This window comes from Prevotella sp. FD3004 (genome assembly GCF_000746155.1).
Lineage (GTDB): Bacteria > Bacteroidota > Bacteroidia > Bacteroidales > Bacteroidaceae > Prevotella.
Map to the genome: position 1 here is coordinate 117804 of NZ_KN050819.1, position 21387 is coordinate 139190.

15 protein-coding genes are annotated in these 21387 nt (G+C 47.6%); 3 read left to right on the forward strand and 12 right to left on the reverse strand.

The window, feature by feature from the left end; all coding sequences use genetic code 11:
* Positions 1–125: 125 nt before the first annotated feature.
* The 7 genes from pyrF to T325_RS07500 are packed head-to-tail and all read right to left on the reverse strand — an operon-like array spanning position 126 to position 6687.
* The gene (pyrF, locus tag T325_RS07470; protein ID WP_036912034.1) at positions 126–953 is read right to left on the reverse strand and encodes an orotidine-5'-phosphate decarboxylase; all 828 of its coding nucleotides are present in this window, start codon (positions 951–953) and stop codon (positions 126–128) included.
* A 4-nt stretch (positions 954–957) separates the two neighbouring features.
* Positions 958–2070 (reverse strand): peptide chain release factor 1, encoded by a 1113-nt coding sequence (prfA, locus tag T325_RS07475; RefSeq protein WP_036913504.1) that lies wholly within the window; start codon positions 2068–2070, stop codon positions 958–960.
* Positions 2057–3229: an AIR synthase-related protein gene (locus T325_RS07480; protein ID WP_036913506.1), complete on the reverse strand. Its 1173-nt coding sequence runs from the start codon at positions 3227–3229 to the stop codon at positions 2057–2059. The genes prfA and T325_RS07480 overlap by 14 nt, the downstream gene beginning before the upstream one ends.
* 13 nt (positions 3230–3242) lie before the next feature.
* On the reverse strand, positions 3243–3995 hold the full coding sequence (locus T325_RS07485) for a shikimate dehydrogenase family protein (protein ID WP_036912037.1): 753 nt from the start codon (positions 3993–3995) through the stop codon (positions 3243–3245).
* 12 nt (positions 3996–4007) lie between these two features.
* Positions 4008–4745: a bifunctional demethylmenaquinone methyltransferase/2-methoxy-6-polyprenyl-1,4-benzoquinol methylase UbiE gene (ubiE, locus tag T325_RS07490; RefSeq protein WP_036912040.1), complete on the reverse strand. Its 738-nt coding sequence runs from the start codon at positions 4743–4745 to the stop codon at positions 4008–4010.
* Positions 4746–4752: 7 nt separating this feature from the next.
* Positions 4753–5709: a phosphoribosylaminoimidazolesuccinocarboxamide synthase gene (locus tag T325_RS07495; RefSeq protein WP_036912043.1), complete on the reverse strand. Its 957-nt coding sequence runs from the start codon at positions 5707–5709 to the stop codon at positions 4753–4755.
* 30 nt (positions 5710–5739) lie between these two features.
* Entirely contained in the window at positions 5740–6687 is a 948-nt protein-coding gene (locus T325_RS07500; protein WP_036912046.1) for a PhoH family protein, read from the reverse strand.
* Between the two features lie 191 nt (positions 6688–6878).
* Here T325_RS07500 and T325_RS07505 point away from each other — a divergent pair, with 191 nt between their 5' ends.
* From T325_RS07505 to T325_RS07515, 3 genes are read left to right on the forward strand one after another with little or no spacing between them, the layout of a single operon-like run.
* Positions 6879–7520 carry a DUF5715 family protein gene (locus T325_RS07505; protein WP_369794041.1) on the forward strand — a complete coding sequence of 214 codons (642 nt, stop codon included), beginning with the start codon at positions 6879–6881 and terminating at the stop codon, positions 7518–7520.
* A 44-nt stretch (positions 7521–7564) separates the two neighbouring features.
* On the forward strand, positions 7565–8437 hold the full coding sequence (locus T325_RS07510) for a KPN_02809 family neutral zinc metallopeptidase (RefSeq protein WP_036912052.1): 873 nt from the start codon (positions 7565–7567) through the stop codon (positions 8435–8437).
* 36 nt (positions 8438–8473) lie between these two features.
* Positions 8474–9265, forward strand: coding sequence for a M15 family metallopeptidase (locus T325_RS07515; protein WP_036912054.1), 792 nt, complete (start codon positions 8474–8476; stop codon positions 9263–9265).
* Here the strand turns inward: T325_RS07515 and T325_RS07520 are convergent.
* From T325_RS07520 to T325_RS07540, 5 genes are read right to left on the reverse strand one after another with little or no spacing between them, the layout of a single operon-like run.
* A complete protein-coding gene (locus tag T325_RS07520) occupies positions 9262–11886 on the reverse strand; it encodes a PD-(D/E)XK nuclease family protein (protein WP_036912057.1) in 2625 nt (874 codons plus the stop codon). The two genes, T325_RS07515 and T325_RS07520, sit on opposite strands and share 4 nt — an antisense overlap.
* On the reverse strand, positions 11883–15098 hold the full coding sequence (locus T325_RS07525; protein WP_036912060.1) for a UvrD-helicase domain-containing protein: 3216 nt from the start codon (positions 15096–15098) through the stop codon (positions 11883–11885). The genes T325_RS07520 and T325_RS07525 overlap by 4 nt, the downstream gene beginning before the upstream one ends.
* The gene (locus T325_RS07530; protein WP_146063151.1) at positions 15092–17134 is read right to left on the reverse strand and encodes a DUF5686 family protein; all 2043 of its coding nucleotides are present in this window, start codon (positions 17132–17134) and stop codon (positions 15092–15094) included. The genes T325_RS07525 and T325_RS07530 overlap by 7 nt, the downstream gene beginning before the upstream one ends.
* Before the next feature lie 4 nt (positions 17135–17138).
* Positions 17139–19934 carry an excinuclease ABC subunit UvrA gene (gene uvrA, locus T325_RS07535; protein WP_036912067.1) on the reverse strand — a complete coding sequence of 932 codons (2796 nt, stop codon included), beginning with the start codon at positions 19932–19934 and terminating at the stop codon, positions 17139–17141.
* Complete coding sequence (locus tag T325_RS07540) at positions 19934–21373, reverse strand: tagaturonate reductase (RefSeq protein WP_036912070.1); 1440 nt, start codon at positions 21371–21373, stop codon at positions 19934–19936. Before T325_RS07540 ends, uvrA begins: the two co-directional genes overlap by 1 nt.
* Between the last annotated feature and the right edge of the window lie 14 nt (positions 21374–21387).

Sequence of the window (21387 nt, forward strand, 5' to 3'; positions counted from 1 at the left end):
CAAAGAATATTTGAACCGTACAAGTATTTTAAATATTTTAAAGAAAAATCGCCATAAAGGATGCTTGCTGCCAAAAGGGCGCAAGAAAAGGAAAGGAAAAAAGAAAAAGGGGTTCTGAAGTTTGTTCAGAACCCCTTTTTCTTTAATTCTTCTGCCATCTCCTGTTGGAGTTTCTTTGCTGCTTCTCCAGCAGCTTCGGCATAATCATCACCGTTAGACGCATAGATGATACCTCGTGAAGAGTTGACTAGTAGCCCACAGTCTTTTGTCATGCCATACTGGCATACCTCCTGCAGACTTCCACCCTGAGCACCAACGCCTGGTACCAAGAGGAAATGATTGGGAGCCACTTTGCGGATGTCTTCAAACATCTTACCTTGTGTGGCACCAACGACATACATCATGTTTTCGTCGTTTCCCCACTGCTGACTCTGTTTCAGCACCTTCTCAAACAGACGTTCGCCCTGTGCATCTTCAGTCAACTGGAAGTCGTGACTTCCCTTATTACTGGTCAATGCCAATAGAATAACCCACTTGCCCTCGTAACCAAGGAAAGGTGTTACGGAGTCTTCACCCATATAGGGTGCAACGGTCAGCGAGTCAACATCGTACTCTTCGAAGAAGGTACGTGCATACATGGCCGACGTATTACCGATGTCGCCACGCTTTGCATCGGCGATAATGAAGTGGTTGGGGTAGTTCTCTTTCAAGTACTTGATAGTCTTCTCGAATGATATCATACCCTTGACGCCATAAGCTTCATAGAATGCGAGATTGGGCTTATATGCAACACAGTAGGGGGCTGTAGCATCGATAATTGCCTTGTTAAACTCAAAGAATGGGTCGTGAAGGTCGAATACGCACTGAGGCATCTTTTTTGCGTCGGTATCCAATCCTACACAGAGAAAACTCTGTTTCTCTTTTATTTGATTGATTAATTCTTTTCTATTCATAATCTTACAATTCGTTCTCTTTCATTCTTTCTGCGTTTTCGGCAACAGTCAGTGCATCGATCATAGCCTGAATGTCACCACCAAGGAATCCCTGCAGATCGTGTGTAGTATAGCCGATACGATGATCGGTCACACGTCCTTGTGGAAAGTTATACGTACGGATCTTAGCTGAACGGTCGCCGGTAGAAACCAAACTCTTTCGGCGGCTGGCAATATCATCCACATACTTTTGGTGCTCCTTGTCGTAGATAAAGGTGTACAGACGGCTCAGTGCGCGCTCCTTGTTCTTTGGCTGGTCGCGGGTCTCGGTACATTCAATAAGTATCTCTTCCGTCTCGCCAGTGTTGGGGTTCTTCCACATATAACGCAGACGTACACCCGATTCCACCTTGTTTACGTTCTGCCCACCGGCACCTGAACTTCTGAAAGTATCCCACTTGATTTCGCCTTCGTTTACATGTACCTCGAACTTGTCTGCTTCAGGCAGTACGGCCACGGTGGCAGCACTTGTCTGCATACGTCCGTTCGACTCGGTCACAGGCACACGCTGCACACGGTGAACACCCGATTCATACTTCAGTGTACCATATACATCGGCCCCCGATACAGAGAAGTCGATCTCCTTGAATCCGCCCACGGCACCCTCAGATACGTAGGTGATAGACAACTGCCAGCCCTTCGACTCGCAGTAGTTCTTGTACATCTTAAACAGGTCACCGGCAAACAGACAAGCCTCGTCGCCACCTGTTCCTGCACGTATCTCCATCTCCACGTTTTTAGCGTCTTCAGGATCCTTTGGAATCAGTGCTATCTTTATTTCTTCCTCCAGCTGCGGCTGCAGTTCCTCGTTCATAGCCAGTTCCTCGCGGGCCATCTCCTTCATCTCGGGATCGGTCTCGTTGGCAAGGATGTCCTTTGCCTCCTTGATGCCGTTCAGACAGGCGATGTAACGCTTGCGGGCATCCATGATGTCACCCAGATCCTTGTATTCTTTCGTCAGTTTCACAAAACGGTTCTGATCGGCAATCACGTCGGGGTCAGTGATCAGAGTCGACACTTCCTCGAAGCGAGCCTCCAGACCGTCAAGCTTTTGTAATATACTGTTATTCTCCATAATAGAATTCTCCAAATTCAGATTTGATAGTGAGGCTCTTCTTGCCTTCTTCAATATGTCCGACTATCTGAGCATCGATGTTAAAGCTCTTCGAGATCTCGATAACCTTTTCGGCCACCTCAGGACGGACGTAGATTTCCATACGATGTCCCATGTTGAACACTTGATACATTTCCTTCCAGTCGGTACAAGAGCATTCGTGGATAGCCTTGAAAAGTGGGGGAACAGGGAACATGTTGTCCTTCACCACTTTGCAGTTATCGTTTACGAAATGCAGAACCTTTGTCTGGGCGCCACCAGTGCAGTGAACCATACCATGGATCTCTGGGCGCATCTCGTCAAGCAGCTTCTTGATAACAGGAGCATATGTGCGGGTGGGAGAGAGTACCAACTGCCCGGCATCTACAGGAGCGCCTTCCACCTTGTCAGTCAGTTTGTATTTACCACTGTATACCAACTCATCGGGCACAGCGTGATCATAGCTCTCAGGATAGTTTTCTGCCAGATACTTGGCAAATACATCATGACGAGCTGAGGTAAGTCCGTTAGAACCCATACCGCCGTTGTATCGCTTCTCATAGGTAGCCTGTCCTGTTGAAGACAGACCAACAATGACGTCGCCAGGACGGATGTTCGCATTGTTGATAACATCAGAGCGCTTCATGCGACATGTCACGGTAGAGTCTACGATAATGGTGCGTACTAAATCGCCTACGTCGGCTGTCTCGCCACCTGTAGGATAAATACCGATACCCATTTCGCGGAGTTCTGCAAGCAATTCATCTGTGCCATTGATGATGGCTGATATTACTTCACCTGGTATCAGCATCTTGTTACGTCCGATGGTGCTCGATACAAGGATGTTGTCGACGGCACCTACACAAAGAAGGTCGTCTGTATTCATCACAATGGCATCTTGAGCAATTCCTTTCCATACGCTGAGATCTCCCGTCTCCTTCCAATACATATATGCCAGCGATGATTTTGTTCCAGCTCCGTCGGCATGCATGATGTTACAATACTCGGGATCGCCCCCCAATATATCGGGTATGATTTTGCAGAATGCCTGCGGGAAGATACCCTTGTCGATGTTCTTAATGGCTGCGTGTACGTCTTCCTTTGCGGCTGATACGCCACGCATCATATATCTGTTGTCTGTCATATCCTTATATAAACTATTTCTCTTTTCCATTCCAGAATTCCCAACTGGCGAAAGCTTGCAGTAACAGCATCTCCAGTCCGTTCTTCACTTCTGCACCATGTTCTGCTCCCTTACGCATGAAGAGTGTCTGATCAGGGTTGTAAATCAAATCGTAGAGTATGGTGTGATTATCCATCGCCTCATATGGCAACTTGGGGCACTCGTCTGTGTTGGGATACATACCAACGGGTGTACAATTCACAATGACATTGTATTCCTTGATGACTTCTGGCGTGATGCTCTCATATTGTATTGTGTCAGGACGTTCGTAGCGGCTCACGAATATCGGTTCGATACCCAGTGACTTCAAACCATAGTTGATTGCCTTCGATGCGCCTCCTGTACCCAGAATCAGGGCTTTCTTGTGCCACTTTTTGTCAATCATTGGCTCAATGCTTTGAGTGAATCCTATCACGTCGCTATTGAATCCTTTCAGTCGTGTATTGTTCTTCTCATGAGTCACACGGATCACGTTTACTGCCCCAATGGCTCTTGCCTCAGGCGATATGCTATCTAGGAAAGGTATTACTTTCTCCTTATATGGGATTGTAACATTCAGTCCTCTCAACTCTGGCGTCTTGTCGAGTATCTCCGTTAGTTCATCGATACTGGCAATCTCATAGTTCTCATACTTGGCATTGATACCCTCGTCAGCAAACTTCTGATTGAAGTAACTGATGGAGAACGAATGTCCCAAGGGATAACCTATAAGTCCGTACTTGTCCATAATAATTCAAAACTATTTTGTCGCAAAATACATCGTGCAGATGCCAAAGGTCAGTCGCTTGAACGAAGCCTCGGCATATCCTGCCTTTTTCAAGATGTCAACCATCAGTTCCCCCTGAGGGAATGCTTCGATAGTCTTTGTCAGATAGCTATAGGCGCTGGTGTCTTTAGAGATAAGGCGCCCATATACTGGTAACACCGTGTGAGAGTAGATATGAAAGAGTTGTCTCATGGGGAATCTTACCGGTGTAGTCAGTTCCACGATACTGAGACATCCACCTTTCTTCAGCACGCGATACATTTCTTTCAGTCCACGATCCAAATCGGCAAAGTTTCTGATACCAAAGGCGGCTGTTATGGCATCGAACGTCTCATTATCGTATGAGAGACTCATGCAATTCTCTTTTTCGAAACTAACGATGTCATCAAGCCCTTCAGCTTTTACTTTCTTTCTTCCTATCTCCATCATGCCTTCGCTGATATCGGCACCAATCAGCTTCTCAGGCTTGAGCATTTTGGCCGCAAGTATGGCGAAGTCGCCTGTGCCTGTGGCAATATCGAGCACCTTTCTGGGCTTGTGAGGTAGGAGCTGCTTGATGGCTTTCCTTCGCCACCCCTTGTCGATGTCCCACGACAGGCGGTGATTCAACTTATCATATGTAGGGGCAATGTTGTCGAACATGTCCTCTACTTGATTTGTCTTACCAGCCTTCTGGTCGTAAGGCTTTATCACCTCCTGTTCGTAGCCCATCGTCGTTTTATTTGCTCTTGAAGGCGTTCAGCCAGCTGCTTACATTCTTTTCAATACGAGCGGCAATATCCTCATTATCGATTTCACGCTCAAAACGTTCGCCTACAATGTTCTCGTAGAGTTCAATGTAACGGTCTGATACGCTTTCGGCATACTCGTCGGTAATCTCAGGCATCACCTGTCCTGGTTCGTTCATAAAGTTGTGCTCAATGAGCCACTGACGTACGAACTCTTTAGAAAGCTGCTTCTGAGGCTCGCCCTTGGCCAGTTTTTCTTCATAGCCGTCTGCATAGAAGTAGCGACTGCTATCAGGGGTGTGTATCTCGTCAATCAGGTACACCTTTCCATCGCGTTTACCAAACTCGTATTTTGTATCTACGAGAATCAGTCCGCGTTTAGCGGCGATTTCCTGTCCACGCTGGAAGATCTTGCGAGTATAGTCTTCCATGATGGCATAGTCTTCGGCAGAAACAATGCCTTGGGCAATGATTTCTTCTTTAGAAATATTCATATCGTGCCCCTCATCGGCCTTAGTTGTCGGAGTGATGATTGGTTCGGGGAAACGTTCATTCTCCTTCATGCCATCGGGCAGACGTACGCCACACAATTCGCGACATCCGTTCTTGTACTCTCTCCATGCACTACCTGTCAGGATAGAGCGGATAATCATTTCTACGCGAAAACCCTCACATTTCAGACCTATAGTTACCATGGGGTCTGGTGTCGCCAGTTTCCAGTTCGGACAGATGTCGGTGGTAGCGTCCAGGAACTTGGCTGCAATCTGGTTCAATACCTGTCCTTTGAAAGGAATACCTTTAGGCAGAACCACGTCAAAGGCCGAGATACGGTCTGTTGCCACCATCACCATCAAATCGTCATTGATGTTGTAAACGTCACGGACTTTACCGTGATAAACACTCTTTTGTCCCTCAAAATTGAAGTCCGTCTTTGTTAATGCTTTCATCACTAATCTATACTTAACTAATCATTAATCTTATTCTCTCATTTCTTTGTCGAACGCTTCATAAGCGTTGACAATACGTGTTACCAGCTTATGGCGTACAATGTCAGATCGATCAAGGTTTACAATGCCTATGCCCTCTACATTATTTAATATATGCAGGGCTTCAATCAGTCCGCTCTTCTGTGAGTGGGGCAGGTCTATCTGTGTCATGTCGCCGGTAATAATCATTTTCGTGTTCCAGCCCATTCGGGTCAAAAACATGCGTATCTGTGCGGGCGTTGTGTTCTGTGCCTCGTCGAGTATGACCACAGCATCACTCAGTGTGCGCCCTCGCATAAAAGCCAATGGCGCTATCTGTATGATATTCTTTTCCATCATGTCTTGCAACTTTACCTGAGGTAGCATATCTTCTAATGCGTCGTACAGTGGTTGCAGATAAGGGTCGATCTTATCTCTCATGTCGCCAGGCAGAAATCCTAACTTTTCGCCAGCCTCTACAGCTGGACGTGAGAGTATGATTTTCTTTGCAGTCTTTTCCTTCAGGGCTTTCACCGCCAATGCTATCGACAGGTAAGTCTTACCCGTACCGGCAGGACCTACGGCAAATACCATATCATTGTGTGTGTAAGCTTCAATCAGTTTCTGTTGGTTTGCGGTACGGGCTTTGATGGGACGGCCTGACATTGAGTATACCACCACGTCATCGGGTAGTCGGTCGTTTGAGCGCCGCCCTTTTACGATATCAAGAATATCTTCCTCTTTCAGTGAATTGAACTGCATCACATGATTGCGTAACTTCTCTACACTCTCTTCAAACGCAGCCATCTGTTCTTCATCGCCCAATACGCGTACGACATTGTCTCGGGCCATGACGCGCAACTTTGGGAAAAGCGAGCGTATCATCTGTAAATGCCCGTTGCCAACCCCATAGAATATCACGGGGTCAATGTCTTCTAAAACAATATGTTTCTCTATCAAATGATATAAAAATTTAAATTTGGTTGCAAAGTTACGAAAAATATTTGTATCTTTGCAACGCAAAATAAATTTTTTAAATGAAACTATCAAAAAAAAGATATTTAGAGACTTTTATTGCTGTTGTTCTGCTTCTTGCTGTTGTCAGATGGCTCTTTCCTCAGGTCGCTGAAGCGTGTTCGGTTGATACAGAAATGCAGATTACAGATGGACAAACGCCTCTTAATAAAGAGATTACCTGTATTTATCAATATAACGTTGAGCACCCTCATCGTATTCTTTCTGTTCCTCATTACGCTGAGGCTTTCCCTGATACCAATGCTGTGCAACTTACGGCAGCTCGCAAATGGGGAGTGAGTCCTGTTAAGAACCGTGAGGATGCAGAGGCCCGAAAGCGTGAATTAGTCTATATAGGATCAAATCCTTATTATCACGTTGATCCGCTTTATTCCAGTATCCCATATTTGGTGCCCCATGCCGCCGTATTGCTGCAAGACATCGGTCAGGCTTTTTTTGACAGCCTTTATGTCAAAGGGGTTCCTTTCCATAAGCTCATTGTTACCAGTGTTTTGCGTTCACAGGAGGATGTGCTGAAACTTCGCCGTCGCAATGGTAATGCTACCGAGAATTCTTGTCATCTCTACGGCACCACGTTTGACATCTGTTATAACCGTTATAAAACAGTTGAGGATCCCGCTGGCCCTGCTCGTCGTCAAGTGCGCAACGATACGTTGAAATGGGTCCTTTCCGAGGTTCTTCGCGATATGCGAGAACAGGGAAGATGCTATATAAAATATGAGGTAAAACAGGGATGCTTTCATATGACTGTCAGGTAGTTAGGAATATATTGATTGACAATAACTTTAAAACTTTAAACATTATGAAATTAGACGGAAGAAGAGAAAGCTCAAACGTTGAGGATCGTCGCGGATTGAGTGGTGGTAAAGTAGCTGGTATCGGTGGTATCGGTGCAGTGATTATCGCAGCCTTGTTTGCATGGATGAGCGGAGGCGACCCTCTTTCGGCCGGTCTTCAGGCTGCCCAGCAGCAGATGACGGCTCAGACCGAGACCGTTGGTGAGGAGAATTTTACCGAGGAAGAACAGGCGCTTGCCTCTGACTGTAAGAAGATTCTTGCATCAACCGAGGATGTCTGGGGTAAGGTCTTCGAAGAGATGGGTGGTACTTATACGCCTCCTACGCTCGTACTTTTCTCTAATCAGGTTAATTCCGCTTGCGGCTCTGCAACAGCCGCTGTCGGTCCATTCTATTGCTCTGGTGATCAGAAGCTTTACATCGACCTCTCCTTCTTCACGCAGATGAAACGCCAGCTTGGGGTAGAGGGCAATACCTTTGCTTATGCCTATGTGATTGCTCATGAGATAGGTCATCATGTCGAGAACCTTACTGGTACTTTAGGTAAAGCTCATCAGGCGATGAGTCAGACAGACAAAGTGCAGGCCAATCAGATTAGTGTCCGTCTTGAACTTCTTGCTGATTATTATGCAGGTGTATGGGCACATTATGAAGACGCAATGAATCGTTCAATGGAGTATGGTGATCTTGAAAAAGGACTTGAGCTTGCCAAGGCCATCGGTGATGACTGGCTGCAGAAGAAAGCTCAGGGACGTGCTACACCTGAATCATTCACCCATGGTACTAGTGACCAGCGTAAACGTTGGCTGAAGCGTGGTTATCAGACGGGCGATATGCGTACTTCTACTTTTAGCATTCAGAACTATAACGACCTCTGATAGTTTCTTGTAGAAACTCGCATAATCATATTAACCATGAAGAAAAGACAATTATGGATTCTGGCCGCAATCTTTGTCGTATTTTGCGGTTGGATGGCTGTCATCTGTCATTCGGGTGACGATGAAAAGGTGCTTTCTCCTACAGAGGATTCGAGTCAGTTCGTTACGTTGACTGATGCTGTGCCTGATGCAATTCTTGAAATACGCTACTTTGGTACCTACAATTTTGTAGGCGAGCGTATTGACGGTTATCTGGAACCGACGGCTCTCATGACCCGTGTGGCTGCCGATAGTCTGCGTGCTGTGAGCGATGATGTGAAAGCATTGGGCTATCGTCTTAAGATCTACGATGCATATCGTCCGCAGAAAGGTGTCGACCATTTCGTGCGCTGGGCTGAGAATGTCAGTGATACCCGTATGAAAGCCTATTTCTATCCCGATCTCGATAAGAGCGTGCTTTTCGAACAGGAGTATATCTATGAGAAAAGTGGTCATACCCGCGGTTCTACTGTCGACCTGACGCTGTTTGATATGAATACCGAGAAAGAACTTGATATGGGAGGGACGTTCGACTGGTTCGGACCTGAGAGTCATCCTGACTTCTGTGGTAATCCCGATACAGGCGAGTACACGGGCGATGGCAGTAAGAGTCCTATAGGACGCAGCATTACCGCTGAGCAGTTCAAAAATCGTATGATTCTGCGTCAGGCAATGTTGCGTCATGGTTTCAAACCTCTCGATTCTGAGTGGTGGCATTTTACGTTGAAGGACGAGCCCTTCCCCGACACATACTTTACTTTCCCCGTTACGCAACTAAAAAACTATTAGCGGCGACAGAGGGCTGCGTAGGGACATGTGCGACAGCTGTTAGCGTCGTTGGTTGGAGTGAAAGCGAGGTCTTGATTGAAGATCTCGCTTATTTTTTGCCCGAGAAGTTCGGTGTAGCGAGTTTCTACAGCCTTGATGTCGTGTATGGGGGCCTTGCCAATCTTCAGTGTGGGGTCGTAGCCGTCGGTACCTGCGTGTTGGATGAACAGCAGGCTGGGAGAGACGGGCTTGTTCTGTCTGCGCGACACAATATGGCTATAAAGGAAAGCTTGTAGGAAATAGTCGCTATGTTCTCGGATATAAGCTGGATCGAAGATGGCATCAACATCGGGTAACCCCTTTGGCTCGTGTGAACCAGTCTTGTAGTCGATGACACGGATGCGCTCCTCGCCGGTGTCTGGATCAGTGACCATGTCAAGACGGTCGATGTAACCGCCAATCTCTGTATCCCCCCATGGCATCTTGACTTGCTTCTCAAGCCCTAAAATAGTGAAAGGTGTAAGGCGGCGGTCGATCTCAACTAACTGACGTATGTATTTGATAATAACCTCCCGATTGATGAGTTGCAAACCGTCAAGGGGAGGCATGGGGTGCATAGGGTCTTTAATGAGGAAAAGCTCTTCTTTAATAGCTTGATCGACTGCACGCTCAATTTCTACGCCGCTCTTTAACAGGGCATCGAGGTCGGACGTTGTAATGCGCTGCTGGCCGAACTGCTCATATAGGGTCTGGGCAGCATGATGGAAGATATTTCCGAAGATGCGATTATCAATCATATCCTCTTCGTTATCATCAGGTTCCTGAAGGTTGCTGACGTAACGATAGAAGAACCTGAGCTGACATCGTAGGTAATTGCTGATGGCCGTAGGACTGATGCCGCCCATCTCTTTCGAGAAACGCCTCGTGAGGGTTGTGATGACTTCGTGAGTCTTTTCAATGGATTGGGGTTGATGCAATTGTGGCTGTTGTCCGGCACGTAACGTCTGGAAGGTTATGGGAATATCAGTCTCGACCATTAACTGGAGCATGAATCGCGACATCTCACCTGTCTGACCATCGTTTGTTGAATTGTTGTAGACGATGGTGACATCACTTGCACGTTGCAGTAACCGGTGGAAATAGTGCTGATAGATGGCGACCTTATGATCGACGGTGGTGAGACCATAGGCTTTACGGATGGCATATGGAATGAAGGATGTGTCGTTGACGCCTCGGGGCATATTACCTTCGTTACACGAGAGCAACAGCACGTGGTCGAAGTCAAGGTTTCGCGTTTCGAGCACCCCCATCACCTGAATACCCTCTGCAGGTTCTCCGTGGAAAGGAATGGATGCCTGCTGAATAAGTTGCTGTACAAGTCGTTGCAGGGTAATGGTATCGACACTGAGCACACCACTGTCTACCAGACCGCTGACACGATTCAGTAAGGTATAGATCCGAAATATACTCTCAGTGTCAAGGGATGAAAAGTCTGCTGTTGTAGCGATTGTACGTACTATGTTCAGAAGCCAGTGCAGCATATCGGCATTATCTGTGTGATGGACTGCGGCATAGTCATTAGGTAGCAGACTGGCAAAAGGGTGACGACTGACTATGTCGAGCCAACGATGGCGGAATGCACCTGTTTTCTGCGAGAAACCGTTTACCTGAAGATTAATGAGTTGCGTGACGAGCGACGCTACTGATGTCTGAAGTAGGGGAAAGCCAGTTGTGACGTTCACCTTCTCAACACTGTCAGGCAGACAGTGAACAACTGCTTGTAAGAGTCCTTCATTACAGAGCACAATGGCGGTACGTCGCCCAGCGGCAATGCGTTCAGGAGTGAGCCACTGACTGACGTAACGGGCCTGAATATTCTCGGTTGATGCCGAGATATAAGTCAGTTGCCGTGGAGGCTGTTCCTCGGTATCCTGATAGAAAACGGCTTTGCCTTCGCGTTCCAGTCGGTGGAACAGCACTTGTTCTACTTGCTGCATGAGATTGAAGCCTACAAAGCAATAGGCATCATAGTCGAACTGCAGATCCTCGTCGGTAGCTACCTGGCGATATAGTGCACCTTCGTAAGCCAGTTGCTGACTGGCAAGGCTCTCATTGAACGTTCTGTAGATGTCGCCAATGTGACTCCATAAGCGCAGGAAGCGTTCCTTGAGTTCTGTATTATGGTCTTCGGAAAAGTTGCTGAAGAATCGCCGTATCATCTCACGCTGTTCATCAGTGAGATACGATACGTCGTCGAGTTCGTGGATGTCACGCAAGTTTGCAAACACCTTATCAGCAGGTGCCATATTCTTGTCGAGGTCATCGAAGTCGGAGAGCAACAGCTGTCCCCAACCGTAAAAATGATCAAGCGTCTCGTCAAGACCTGTACACTGTGTGAAGCACTTGTGCAGTTCACAGACCAACATGATGGGGTCTGCCACTTTGAGAGTGGAATGACTGCGGAACAAATCACTGATGGTGATGTAGGCAGGGCTCCAGATGGGCTTACCTGCCAGATGTGCCAAGCAGTCGTTGAGAAATAGCGAGGCACGCTTATTGGGGAACACTACGGCTATGCGTGAGAGGTTTGTTCCATATCGGGAGAGTAGGTCGGCTGCTACATGTTCAAGAAAAGACTTCATACTTCTTCGATTTTGTTGCTATATACATACCAGAGGTAACCTTTGATGTTCTGATGTCCCATAGATGCCAGAAGCTGCATGTACTCATGTACCTGATCGTGATATTCAGGTTTTGGGGCTCCAAACTTGAAGTCAACGACAATCCATTCCTGACCATCGGTCATCACACGATCAGGGCGACGCTCTTTCATTTCTCCGTTTTCGATGGATAGAATCGTACACTCGTTGAAGAGTTCCCAATGTGGTGAGAACCAATTACGTACACGCTCGTCCTCCAAACGTTTCTTGAGCATCGTCGTGATGCGCTCTGCGGTGATGTGCTCGTCGTAGAGTACACCCTCAAATTGTAGGCGTTGCAATGCGTCGGGAATGTCGCTTGCAGTGCGGATAGTAGAGAATACTTCGTGTAGGATACTACCCGTCTGGATGTAGTTCCTTCGTTGCAGATTCTCTTCGTCATCGCCCTCTGCAAAAACCTTACTGCGATTACTCTGGCGGAAGTCTACCTTACGTCCGAAGGTCTCAACCTCGACGTTGACAGGGGCAGACGGCTGGAGGAAAGGATTGATAGACGGCTGACTGAAGAGGTCTTGCTGAGGAGCTTTGAAAGTAGAGGTACCGTAAATGAAATGAAGTTCCGTTTTCTCATCTTCGATTCCTTCGAGAGTGGAAGAGGACAGGTCGTTGCTGATAAGTGGCAGACACTGTTCGATGAGTGTTGAACGAGAGTTTTTCGTGCCACGCTTGCCGATGACATAAAGACTCCTACAGGCACGGGTGAACGCCACATAGAGCAAATTCAGATTATCCACGGTGTTCTGTAGATGTTCATGCAGATAGTCGGCCTCATAGATGGTACCCATCATCTGTTTCTGACTATAGTCTATTGGTGCTATCGGTAGATCACTGAATGGTACTTCAGAGGGTTGGCACCAGAGCACGTTACCCGTTTTCTCTAACTGCCAGTCGCAGAAAGGACAAATCACATGTTCAAACTCAAGTCCCTTCGATTTGTGGATGGAGATGAGGCGTATACCATTAGTCTCATCGCTCTGTATGGTCTTTGAGGAGATGTTCTCGTCCCACTCGGAGAGGAACGTGTTGATGTCCGTTGTGTTCTCGTTGACAAAGTCAGTAAGTTGATCGTAGAACGCACAGAGATAGGCGCCCTGTCCTTTGATGGTATTCAGACGGAAGATGCTATAAAGACGCTCAACCAGTTCGTAGAAAGGCAATGAGAGCAGTTCTGCGAAATGCCCAATAAACTCCTCGGGTAACAACACGTCGAGATTACGATTGGCTAAGAGAAGTTCGTTGTCGGTAGTGGAATTACGCAATATATCGTATTGCCATGTCTTGACGATAGCTGCTTTTGTGAGTTGATCGTCGGGATGGGTGAGTAGTTGCAGGGCGTTGATGAGCAAGCACACGGTGCTGGATGCATCGAGGCGGAAGGCCTCGTCGGAGACAATGCTCACCTCTGGCATTTGCTGTTGGAAATAGTTGGCAATAATGGGTATTAGTGCGTTCGTACGTACAAGGATGGCGATGTTATGTTGCTCGATTCCTTGTGATATCAGCTCCCCAATGATGTCAGCCATGTGACTAAGCACCTGCTCCTGATACTCTTCAGCGGGCAGCAAGGTGATGTCGACAAAACCTTCTTCTGTTTTATTCTCGGGTATTTGCTGTTCTACGTCTGCATAAGCCTTTCGCAGTTGGTCTGCTTCTGCGGGACTGAGTTCTGCTTGGGTCTGATATTCTAGTTGGGCCGCATGATGGAAAAATGCATTATTGAACTCGATAATACGACGTTCAGAACGGCGGTTTACCGTCAGCGGATGCGTCTCTACTTGTTGGGGCGAGAACTGACTCTCAATATCGTTAAGCAAGCGCCAGTCACCTGAACGCCAACGATAGATACTCTGCTTTACGTCGCCGACTATCAGGTTTGAGGTGTTCTCATGACTCATCGCCTCTGCCAATAGCACACGGAAGTTCTGCCATTGTACGGTCGAGGTGTCCTGGAATTCGTCAATCATGACATGTTCCAACTGCGTTCCAATCTTCTCGAAGATAAACGGCGAGTCGCTCTCACCAATCAGTGAATGGAGCAGTTGTTGGGTGTCACTGAGCAAAAAGCGGTTCGCACTCTCGTTCAGCTCATGTACTTTGCGCTCAATGTTACCCAATAGTCGCAGTTGATTCAGATGTCGTAATGTGAGGTCGGCACTCTTGTAGAGTTTCCACTGCTTTGGCCGCTCTTCAACCGCATAGCGTAGAATGTCGCCAAGTATAGAGTCTGCCAGTGAGTGGATGAGTTCCCGTCGCGGGTGCGTCTTCTTATACCATTTTGTAGGATTCCCTATACTGTCGGTCACACGCTTACCGACGATACTTTCATCGAAGATACCCTGACGGAGTTTCTGGAAGAAACCGCACAATCCGGTCTTTCCGTAGGCGAGATCGTCAATCGTCAATCCTTCACTTTCAAGGGCATCGAAGAAACTCTCGCCAATCTCCTTCATTCGGTCTTCGGCTAGCTGGCGTATCTCGCGCAACCTACGGGTGTAGTCTTCAAAGAAACCTTTTTCTCCCATCTTCTTCTCCATCTCATCCCTTACAGCCTTATAGCTGTCGCTGAAGATAGTGCGCCCGAACGATTTTATTTGTGAGATGACGTTCCATGACTTATCGTCGGAAATATTCTCCATGATGTATTTTAGGATCCACTGAAGCAGTAAGTCGGTAGTGCTTAAATCGGCTATCAGCTGATCAACAGCCAGTTCCTCTACCTGATAGTCATTCAGTCCGATACGCAGATTGGTAGTGAGATCGAGTTCGCGTGCCATGTTACGCAGCACACTCTGGAAGAAAGTGTCGATGGTCTCAACGCGGAAATAGTTGTAGTTATGAAGCAGATTTGTCAGTGCCATACCTGCGCGTTCACTGATGAATCGGGCTTCGAAACCAGTCTTCTCTTGGATGGCTTTCAAGTAATTCTCTGAGTCGGGCAGCTGATGTGCGATACCATAGAGTTGACTCAATATGCGCATCTTCATCTCCTCTGTGGCCTTGTTGGTAAAGGTCACAGCCAGGATGTTGCGATAGCTTTGTGGGTCTTCCACAAGCAGGCGGATGTATTCGGTGGCAAGCGTAAAGGTCTTTCCACTGCCAGCACTTGCTTTATAGACTGAAAGGGGTTTTACCATCTTCTAAACAATTCTATTTCTACTTCGACACCTGCACGGTCGAAAGTGGTGTTTCGGAAACTGGCAAAGGCGCCCACCGAAATATAACGGTTAGTGAATCCATAGCCGAGTTCATAATAGGGACGAGAGTGTTCGAGTAATACATTACTCAAGTAGAAACGCTCCTTCTCGATATATTTGCCGAGATAAGGAATCCATGTCGCGAACATCATCGGTGTTTCATATGATACGTTACTGCGGATGTAATAGTCAGAGCGGTTGTACTCGCGACTTCGAAGTAACTGAACGTCACCGCTCCAGTTATCGTCCCAGCCTCCGGGCAGGTTTTCATCGCGGAAGTTCACGTAGTCGACAAAGTAATTGCCTGATTTTGTGAAAAAACCTCCTCCAGCCCTGAGGTTGAGTACTCGCAGCCCTGGAATTTTCTTCTTCCACTGAGCGTCGAACTCCCAACGTTCATATTCAAGGTCGCTGTTCATCACACCTTTGATGGCTCGTTCATAATCAATGGAGAGAGTTGGGCCATTGTTCAGCCAAGGTTGGAACTTCAGGCCTATCATGGGCGCAAAACTCTTATAGTGTATAGGCATTCCGTAAGTTAGCATCATCTGCTTGTCGAGGGCAGAGCGAACATGGTAGATGAGTCCAGCCTCAATATCGAACCAATTGAAGAGCATAATATTGTTGAACACCTTAAGGTAAGTGTCCTTGAACTTATGCATATTGGTATTGTCGAAATTGATAATGCTGTCGGGATACAGTTCTTTTATCTTCTCTGTCACACAGCTGTTGCTGATAGGATTGCCGTTACCCCATACAATCTCTGTGTATCCGTTGCGTTTTGGGTTATAGGTCATTCTGAGTGGTGCAGTGAAGTAGAACTGCCGCTGCTTGAAGTTATAACCGAAGGTTGGGTTCAACGTCAGATATCTGTGTGGTGAGAATGTGTAGCGTGTGCGCAGCTTCATCTTATAGCGCCAACCGCGGTTGCCGCTATAGCTCAGATATAAAGGATTGATGATGGGTGACAACTTGAAATAGGAGTCTTCCGATTCTGCTGAAATCGGTGTCACGAGGTTATCGCCTATCGTGTCCCAGATAATCTTCTTCAGCAGTTGCTTGTTTGTAGCAGTAGAGTCTTCCTGCTGCCTGTTGATGGAATCCTGCCGAATCCGTTTATTGTATTCATCATAAATCTCTTTGTCGGCTTCTGATAAGGGGATTGGACGGATAGAGTCCATCAGTTTGCGACTCGATACTTTGGTAATGCTGTCTGGTAGCGTTATGGGGCAGTTGTAACTGGCATCGAATAGTGCAGATATGTGATTGCCCATGAAGCGGAAAGAGCCCACCATAGAACATCTCTTCGGCATCAGCGAGCGAGCTCCTTCGTCGCCTTGTTCTATATGTGTGCGGAATGATATCATATCAAACTCTCCGTTTAGCATTGCCATGATAACACGGCCCGTAGATGTCTCAACTAGCGCATAGCCGTTGAGCAGTTGTGTATTATAGAACTTTGGTTTGAATTCCAACCATGTCGTAGAGTCGTTGAGCTGCTTTTGCGTGAAGCGGTAGAAGTGCCTGTTATGTCTGTTGAAAGGCGATAGCATGTGGCCTTCGTAGAGGGCAACATCATAGATGTTTGGTGTCATGAAATTGAGGAGGGGTGACAACACCCTGTGATCCTTAGGGATGGTGCTCGACAATACCTGACTGTTGATGTCGAAGTGATGTGAATCTTGGAATAGCACTTTTGCGTATGACTCGCGGATATACTTCCTTGGGTCTTTAGACAGAGAGTGCATCGTGGGGATGAACTTCAGTATAAAGTTACGTTTCTCTACGTTGAAGTGAATCTTAGCATAGATATTGTCCTGAAGTGAGTCGATCATCGGGTTGAGTGCCTTCTGATAAGCGTAGATCCGATTCAGTATCAGCCCCTCAGTCTTCTCTTTTGCAAAACCATAAACTGGCACACTTAGCAGCATGCCCAACAATAGTAACGGCTTGATGAATAGTTGACTGCGTATCAATGTCTTATTCTAATTTCTCTTTCAGGTACTGACCTGTCAGACTCTCTTTACATTTCGCTACCGTTTCTGGTGTTCCAGCCACGACGAGCGCACCGCCCTTGTCGCCGCCATCAGGACCTAAATCTATCACGTGGTCGGCCGTTTTCACAATCTCCATGTTATGCTCAATGATCAGAATCGTGTGTCCTCGCTCAATGAGTGCGTTAAACGACTCCAGCAGTTTATGTATGTCGTGGAAATGGAGTCCTGTCGTTGGTTCGTCGAAGATGAAGAGCGTGGGCTCTTGCTTCTCCTGTCCGATGAAGTAGGCCAGTTTTACACGTTGGTTCTCACCGCCAGAGAGGGTCGAAGAGTTCTGCCCCAGTTTGATATATCCAAGCCCAACATCCTGCAGTGTCTTCAATCGTTTTACAATCGTATCTTGTTTGTATTTCGAGAAGAACTCTACCGCCTCATTGATGGTCATGTTAAGCACATCGTCGATATTCTTACCCTCAAATCTCACGTCGAGAATGTCATGTTTGAAGCGGTGTCCGTGACAAGCTTCGCACTCCAGTACGATGTCGGCCATAAACTGCATCTCTACTGTTATCACGCCTGCACCTTTACACTCTTCGCAACGGCCGCCGTCAGTATTGAATGAGAAATACTGTGAGGTGAAACCCATCTGCTGTGCTAGCGGCTGTTCTGCAAACAAGTCGCGGATAGCGTCATAAGCCTTCACGTAGGTGGCAGGGTTGGAACGTGTGCTCTTACCTATAGGATTCTGATCGACAAACTCCACATGTTTAATGGCATCGATATCGCCTTCAAGTGCCAGAAACTCGCCAGGAGCATCACATACATCGCCCAGACGGCGTTTCAGTGCCGGGTAGAGGATACCCTTTATCAGGCTAGACTTTCCTGAGCCGGAAACACCGGTAACTACCGTCATCACGTTGAGTGGTATCTGTACGTCAATTCCTCTGAGGTTGTTCATGCGTGCGCCCTTGATGTCGATATGGCGATTCCAAGGGCGACGGCTCTTAGGTACGGGAATATCTTCTTCGTGCAACAAGTACTTCACTGTGTAGCTCTTTGGATACTTCTTGAGCGAATCTTTTACGATATCTTTTGCGTCACCGTCGAATACCACTTCGCCGCCCAGACGTCCTGCGTCGGGCCCTATGTCTATCAGGTGGTCGGCGGCACGCATAATCTCTTCGTCATGCTCTACCACAACCACCGTGTTACCCAGTGACTGCAGTTCTTTCAAAACATGAATCAATCTGTCCGTATCGCGTGAGTGCAGACCTATGCTGGGCTCGTCGAGAATATAGAGCGAACCTACTAGTGAACTGCCAAGACTTGTACAGAGGTTGATTCGCTGACTCTCACCGCCTGACAATGTGTTTGAAAGACGGTTCAGTGTGAGATATCCCAGTCCCACGTCAAGCAGGAACTGAAGTCGGCTTGTAATCTCAGTTAACAGGCGTTTGCCAATCTCTGCTTCCTGAGGCTCAAGTTCTAAGCGGTCGAACCACTCTTTTAGTCTGATGATAGGCATTTGTACCAGATCAGTAATACTTCGTCCGCCTATCTTCACATATTCTGCTTCGGGTTTCAGGCGTGTCCCGTGACATACAGGGCACGTAGTCTTGCCTCTGTAGCGGGCCAGCATAACGCGATATTGTATCTTATACTGGTTCTCCTTTACCATATCGAAGAAACTGTCAATACAAGGCTTTTCTTTAGCGCCCTTGTCCGAGGGTAGCCCATGCCACAGCCAGTCTTTCTGCTTCTGTGTCAGATTCATGTATGGCTCAAAGATGGGGAAGTCGTCGTTAGCCGCATGACGGCAGAACCAGTCTTTCCACTCTTTCATCTTCTCGCCATGCCAGCATACCACGCAACCGTCGTATACACTCAGTGTTGTGTTGGGGATGACCAGTTTTTCGTCGATACCCATAATCTTGCCAAAACCTTGGCACTCAGGACATGCTCCTGCGGGTGAGTTGAACGAGAACATCTGATCGGTTGGTTCCTCGAAAGTCATGCCATCGGCCTCGAACTTCATTGAGAAATCGTAGAAGATGGTTGGCGGGAAGAGCAGTCTCATCTCACCATGTCCCTCAAAGAAAGCTGTCTCGGCAGAGTCGACCAGACGTGCTATCACGTCCTTTGTGTCATCAACGCTCATGCGGTCGATGACAAGGAAAATCTCTTCGTCATTACAGTCGCCACCAGCCAAGTAGTCGTCTATGCGCTGGAAATCGTTCTTTACGTAGATTCTGGCGTAGCCCTCTAACTGATAAGTCTTCAGCTGCTGTTCCATGGTACGTCCTTCGTGCAGATGGATTGGTGCCATTACAACGAAGCGTGTACCCTTTGAGTACTCCAGCATCTTCTTCACGATGTCTTCTGTAGAGTGTTTCTTCACTTCTTCGCCACTCACGGGTGAATACGTGCGGCCTATGCGCGCGTAAAGCAAACGGAGATATTCATAAATCTCCGTCGAAGTGCCCACCGTACTGCGAGGGTTTCTCGATATGACCTTTTGCTCAATGGCTATGGCTGGCGGTATGCCGCGTATGAAATCACACTCGGGCTTGTTCATCCTGCCAAGGAACTGACGGGCATAGCTCGACAAACTCTCCACATAACGCCGTTGGCCTTCGGCATACAAAGTGTCGAAGGCCAATGATGATTTGCCGGAGCCGCTGACTCCGGCAATCACTACGAATTGGTTTCGGGGTATCTTAACGTCAATACTCTTCAGGTTATTAACTCTCGCCCCTTTTATTTCTATGCAATCGCTCATTAAAGAATACTCTTGACGGCTTCGAGCATGCCGACACTCTGGATGAGGTCGAGATCCTGCTTCACCATCGTGTTCAGACCTGGAATCTTGTTCAGATCCTCCTGCCAGATGAACTCTGCACCGAGCACGCCGTCGGTCACCTTCTGTGTGTCGCCGCTAGTCCAGAGCTCTTTCAGCAAATCCATGATTCGCTGGTCGTCGTTTGGAATGATTTCTGTGCCGTCCTCACGCTTACCACCTTTATAGTAGGTGATAATAGCTGCCAGACCGAACACCAAGCCCTTAGGCAGTTCGCCTTTGCGCTCTAGGAATGTTTTTACGCCGGGAAGGTCGCGGGCCTGGAACTTCGGGAATGAATTCAGCATGATGCTTGTCACCTGATGGTCTACGTATGGGTTGTCGAAACGCTCTAATACGTCGCCGGCAAACTTCTCGAGCTCGTCCATTGGCAGATCGAGTGTCTGCATCAGCTCTTCAAACTGTACCTTATGGATATATTTTCCTATTACTTCATGATTGCAGGCGTCGCGCACGATGTTCACACCGCTCAGGAATGCTACCGGGCTCAATACGGTGTGGGGGCCGTTCAGGAGCGTTACCTTACGCTTGTGGTAAGGCTCTTCAGAAGGAACAAACAGCACGTGCAGACCTGCCTTGTCGGCGGGGAACTCCTTGGCCACTTCTCTTGGGGCTTCGATTACCCAGAGATGAAAGTTTTCTGCCTGTACCACCAAGTTGTCGCGGTAGCTGATTTTCTCCTGTATCTCGGCAATCTCTTTGCGGGGAAAACCTGGAACGATACGGTCAACAAGCGTAGCATATACACCACAAGCCTCCTCGAACCACTTCTTGAAGTCCTCGCCCAGCTTCCACAGGTCGATGTACTTATAGATGCATTCCTTCAGCACGTGACCGTTCAGGAAAATCAGCTCACAAGGGAAGATGATCAGACCCTTTGTCTTGTCGCCGTTGAACGTCTGATAGCGACGATACAGCAGCTGCACTAGTTTACCAGGGTATGAAGAAGCAGGCGCATCCTCAAGTTTACATGTGGGGTCGAACGCGATACCCGCCTCGGTGGTGTTTGAGATAACGAAACGAATCTCTGGCTGGTCGGCCAGTGCCATGAAGGCGGCGTTCTGTGTATAGGGGTTCAGCGCGCGGCTGATGACGTCGATACGCTCGAGTGTGTTGACAGGCTTGCCGTTCTCGCGGCCCTGCAGGTTTACATGATACAGACAGTCCTGAGCGTTGAGCCAGTCGACCATACCTTTCTCGATAGGTTGTACAACGACAACGGAGCCATTGAAATCGGTCTTCTGGTCCATGTTCCAGATAATCCAATCAACGAATGCACGGAGGAAGTTTCCTTCACCGAACTGAATCACCTTTTCAGGCATCACGCTCTTAGGAGCAAATTGTTTGTTTAGTGGTTTCATTTTCAAAAGTTGTT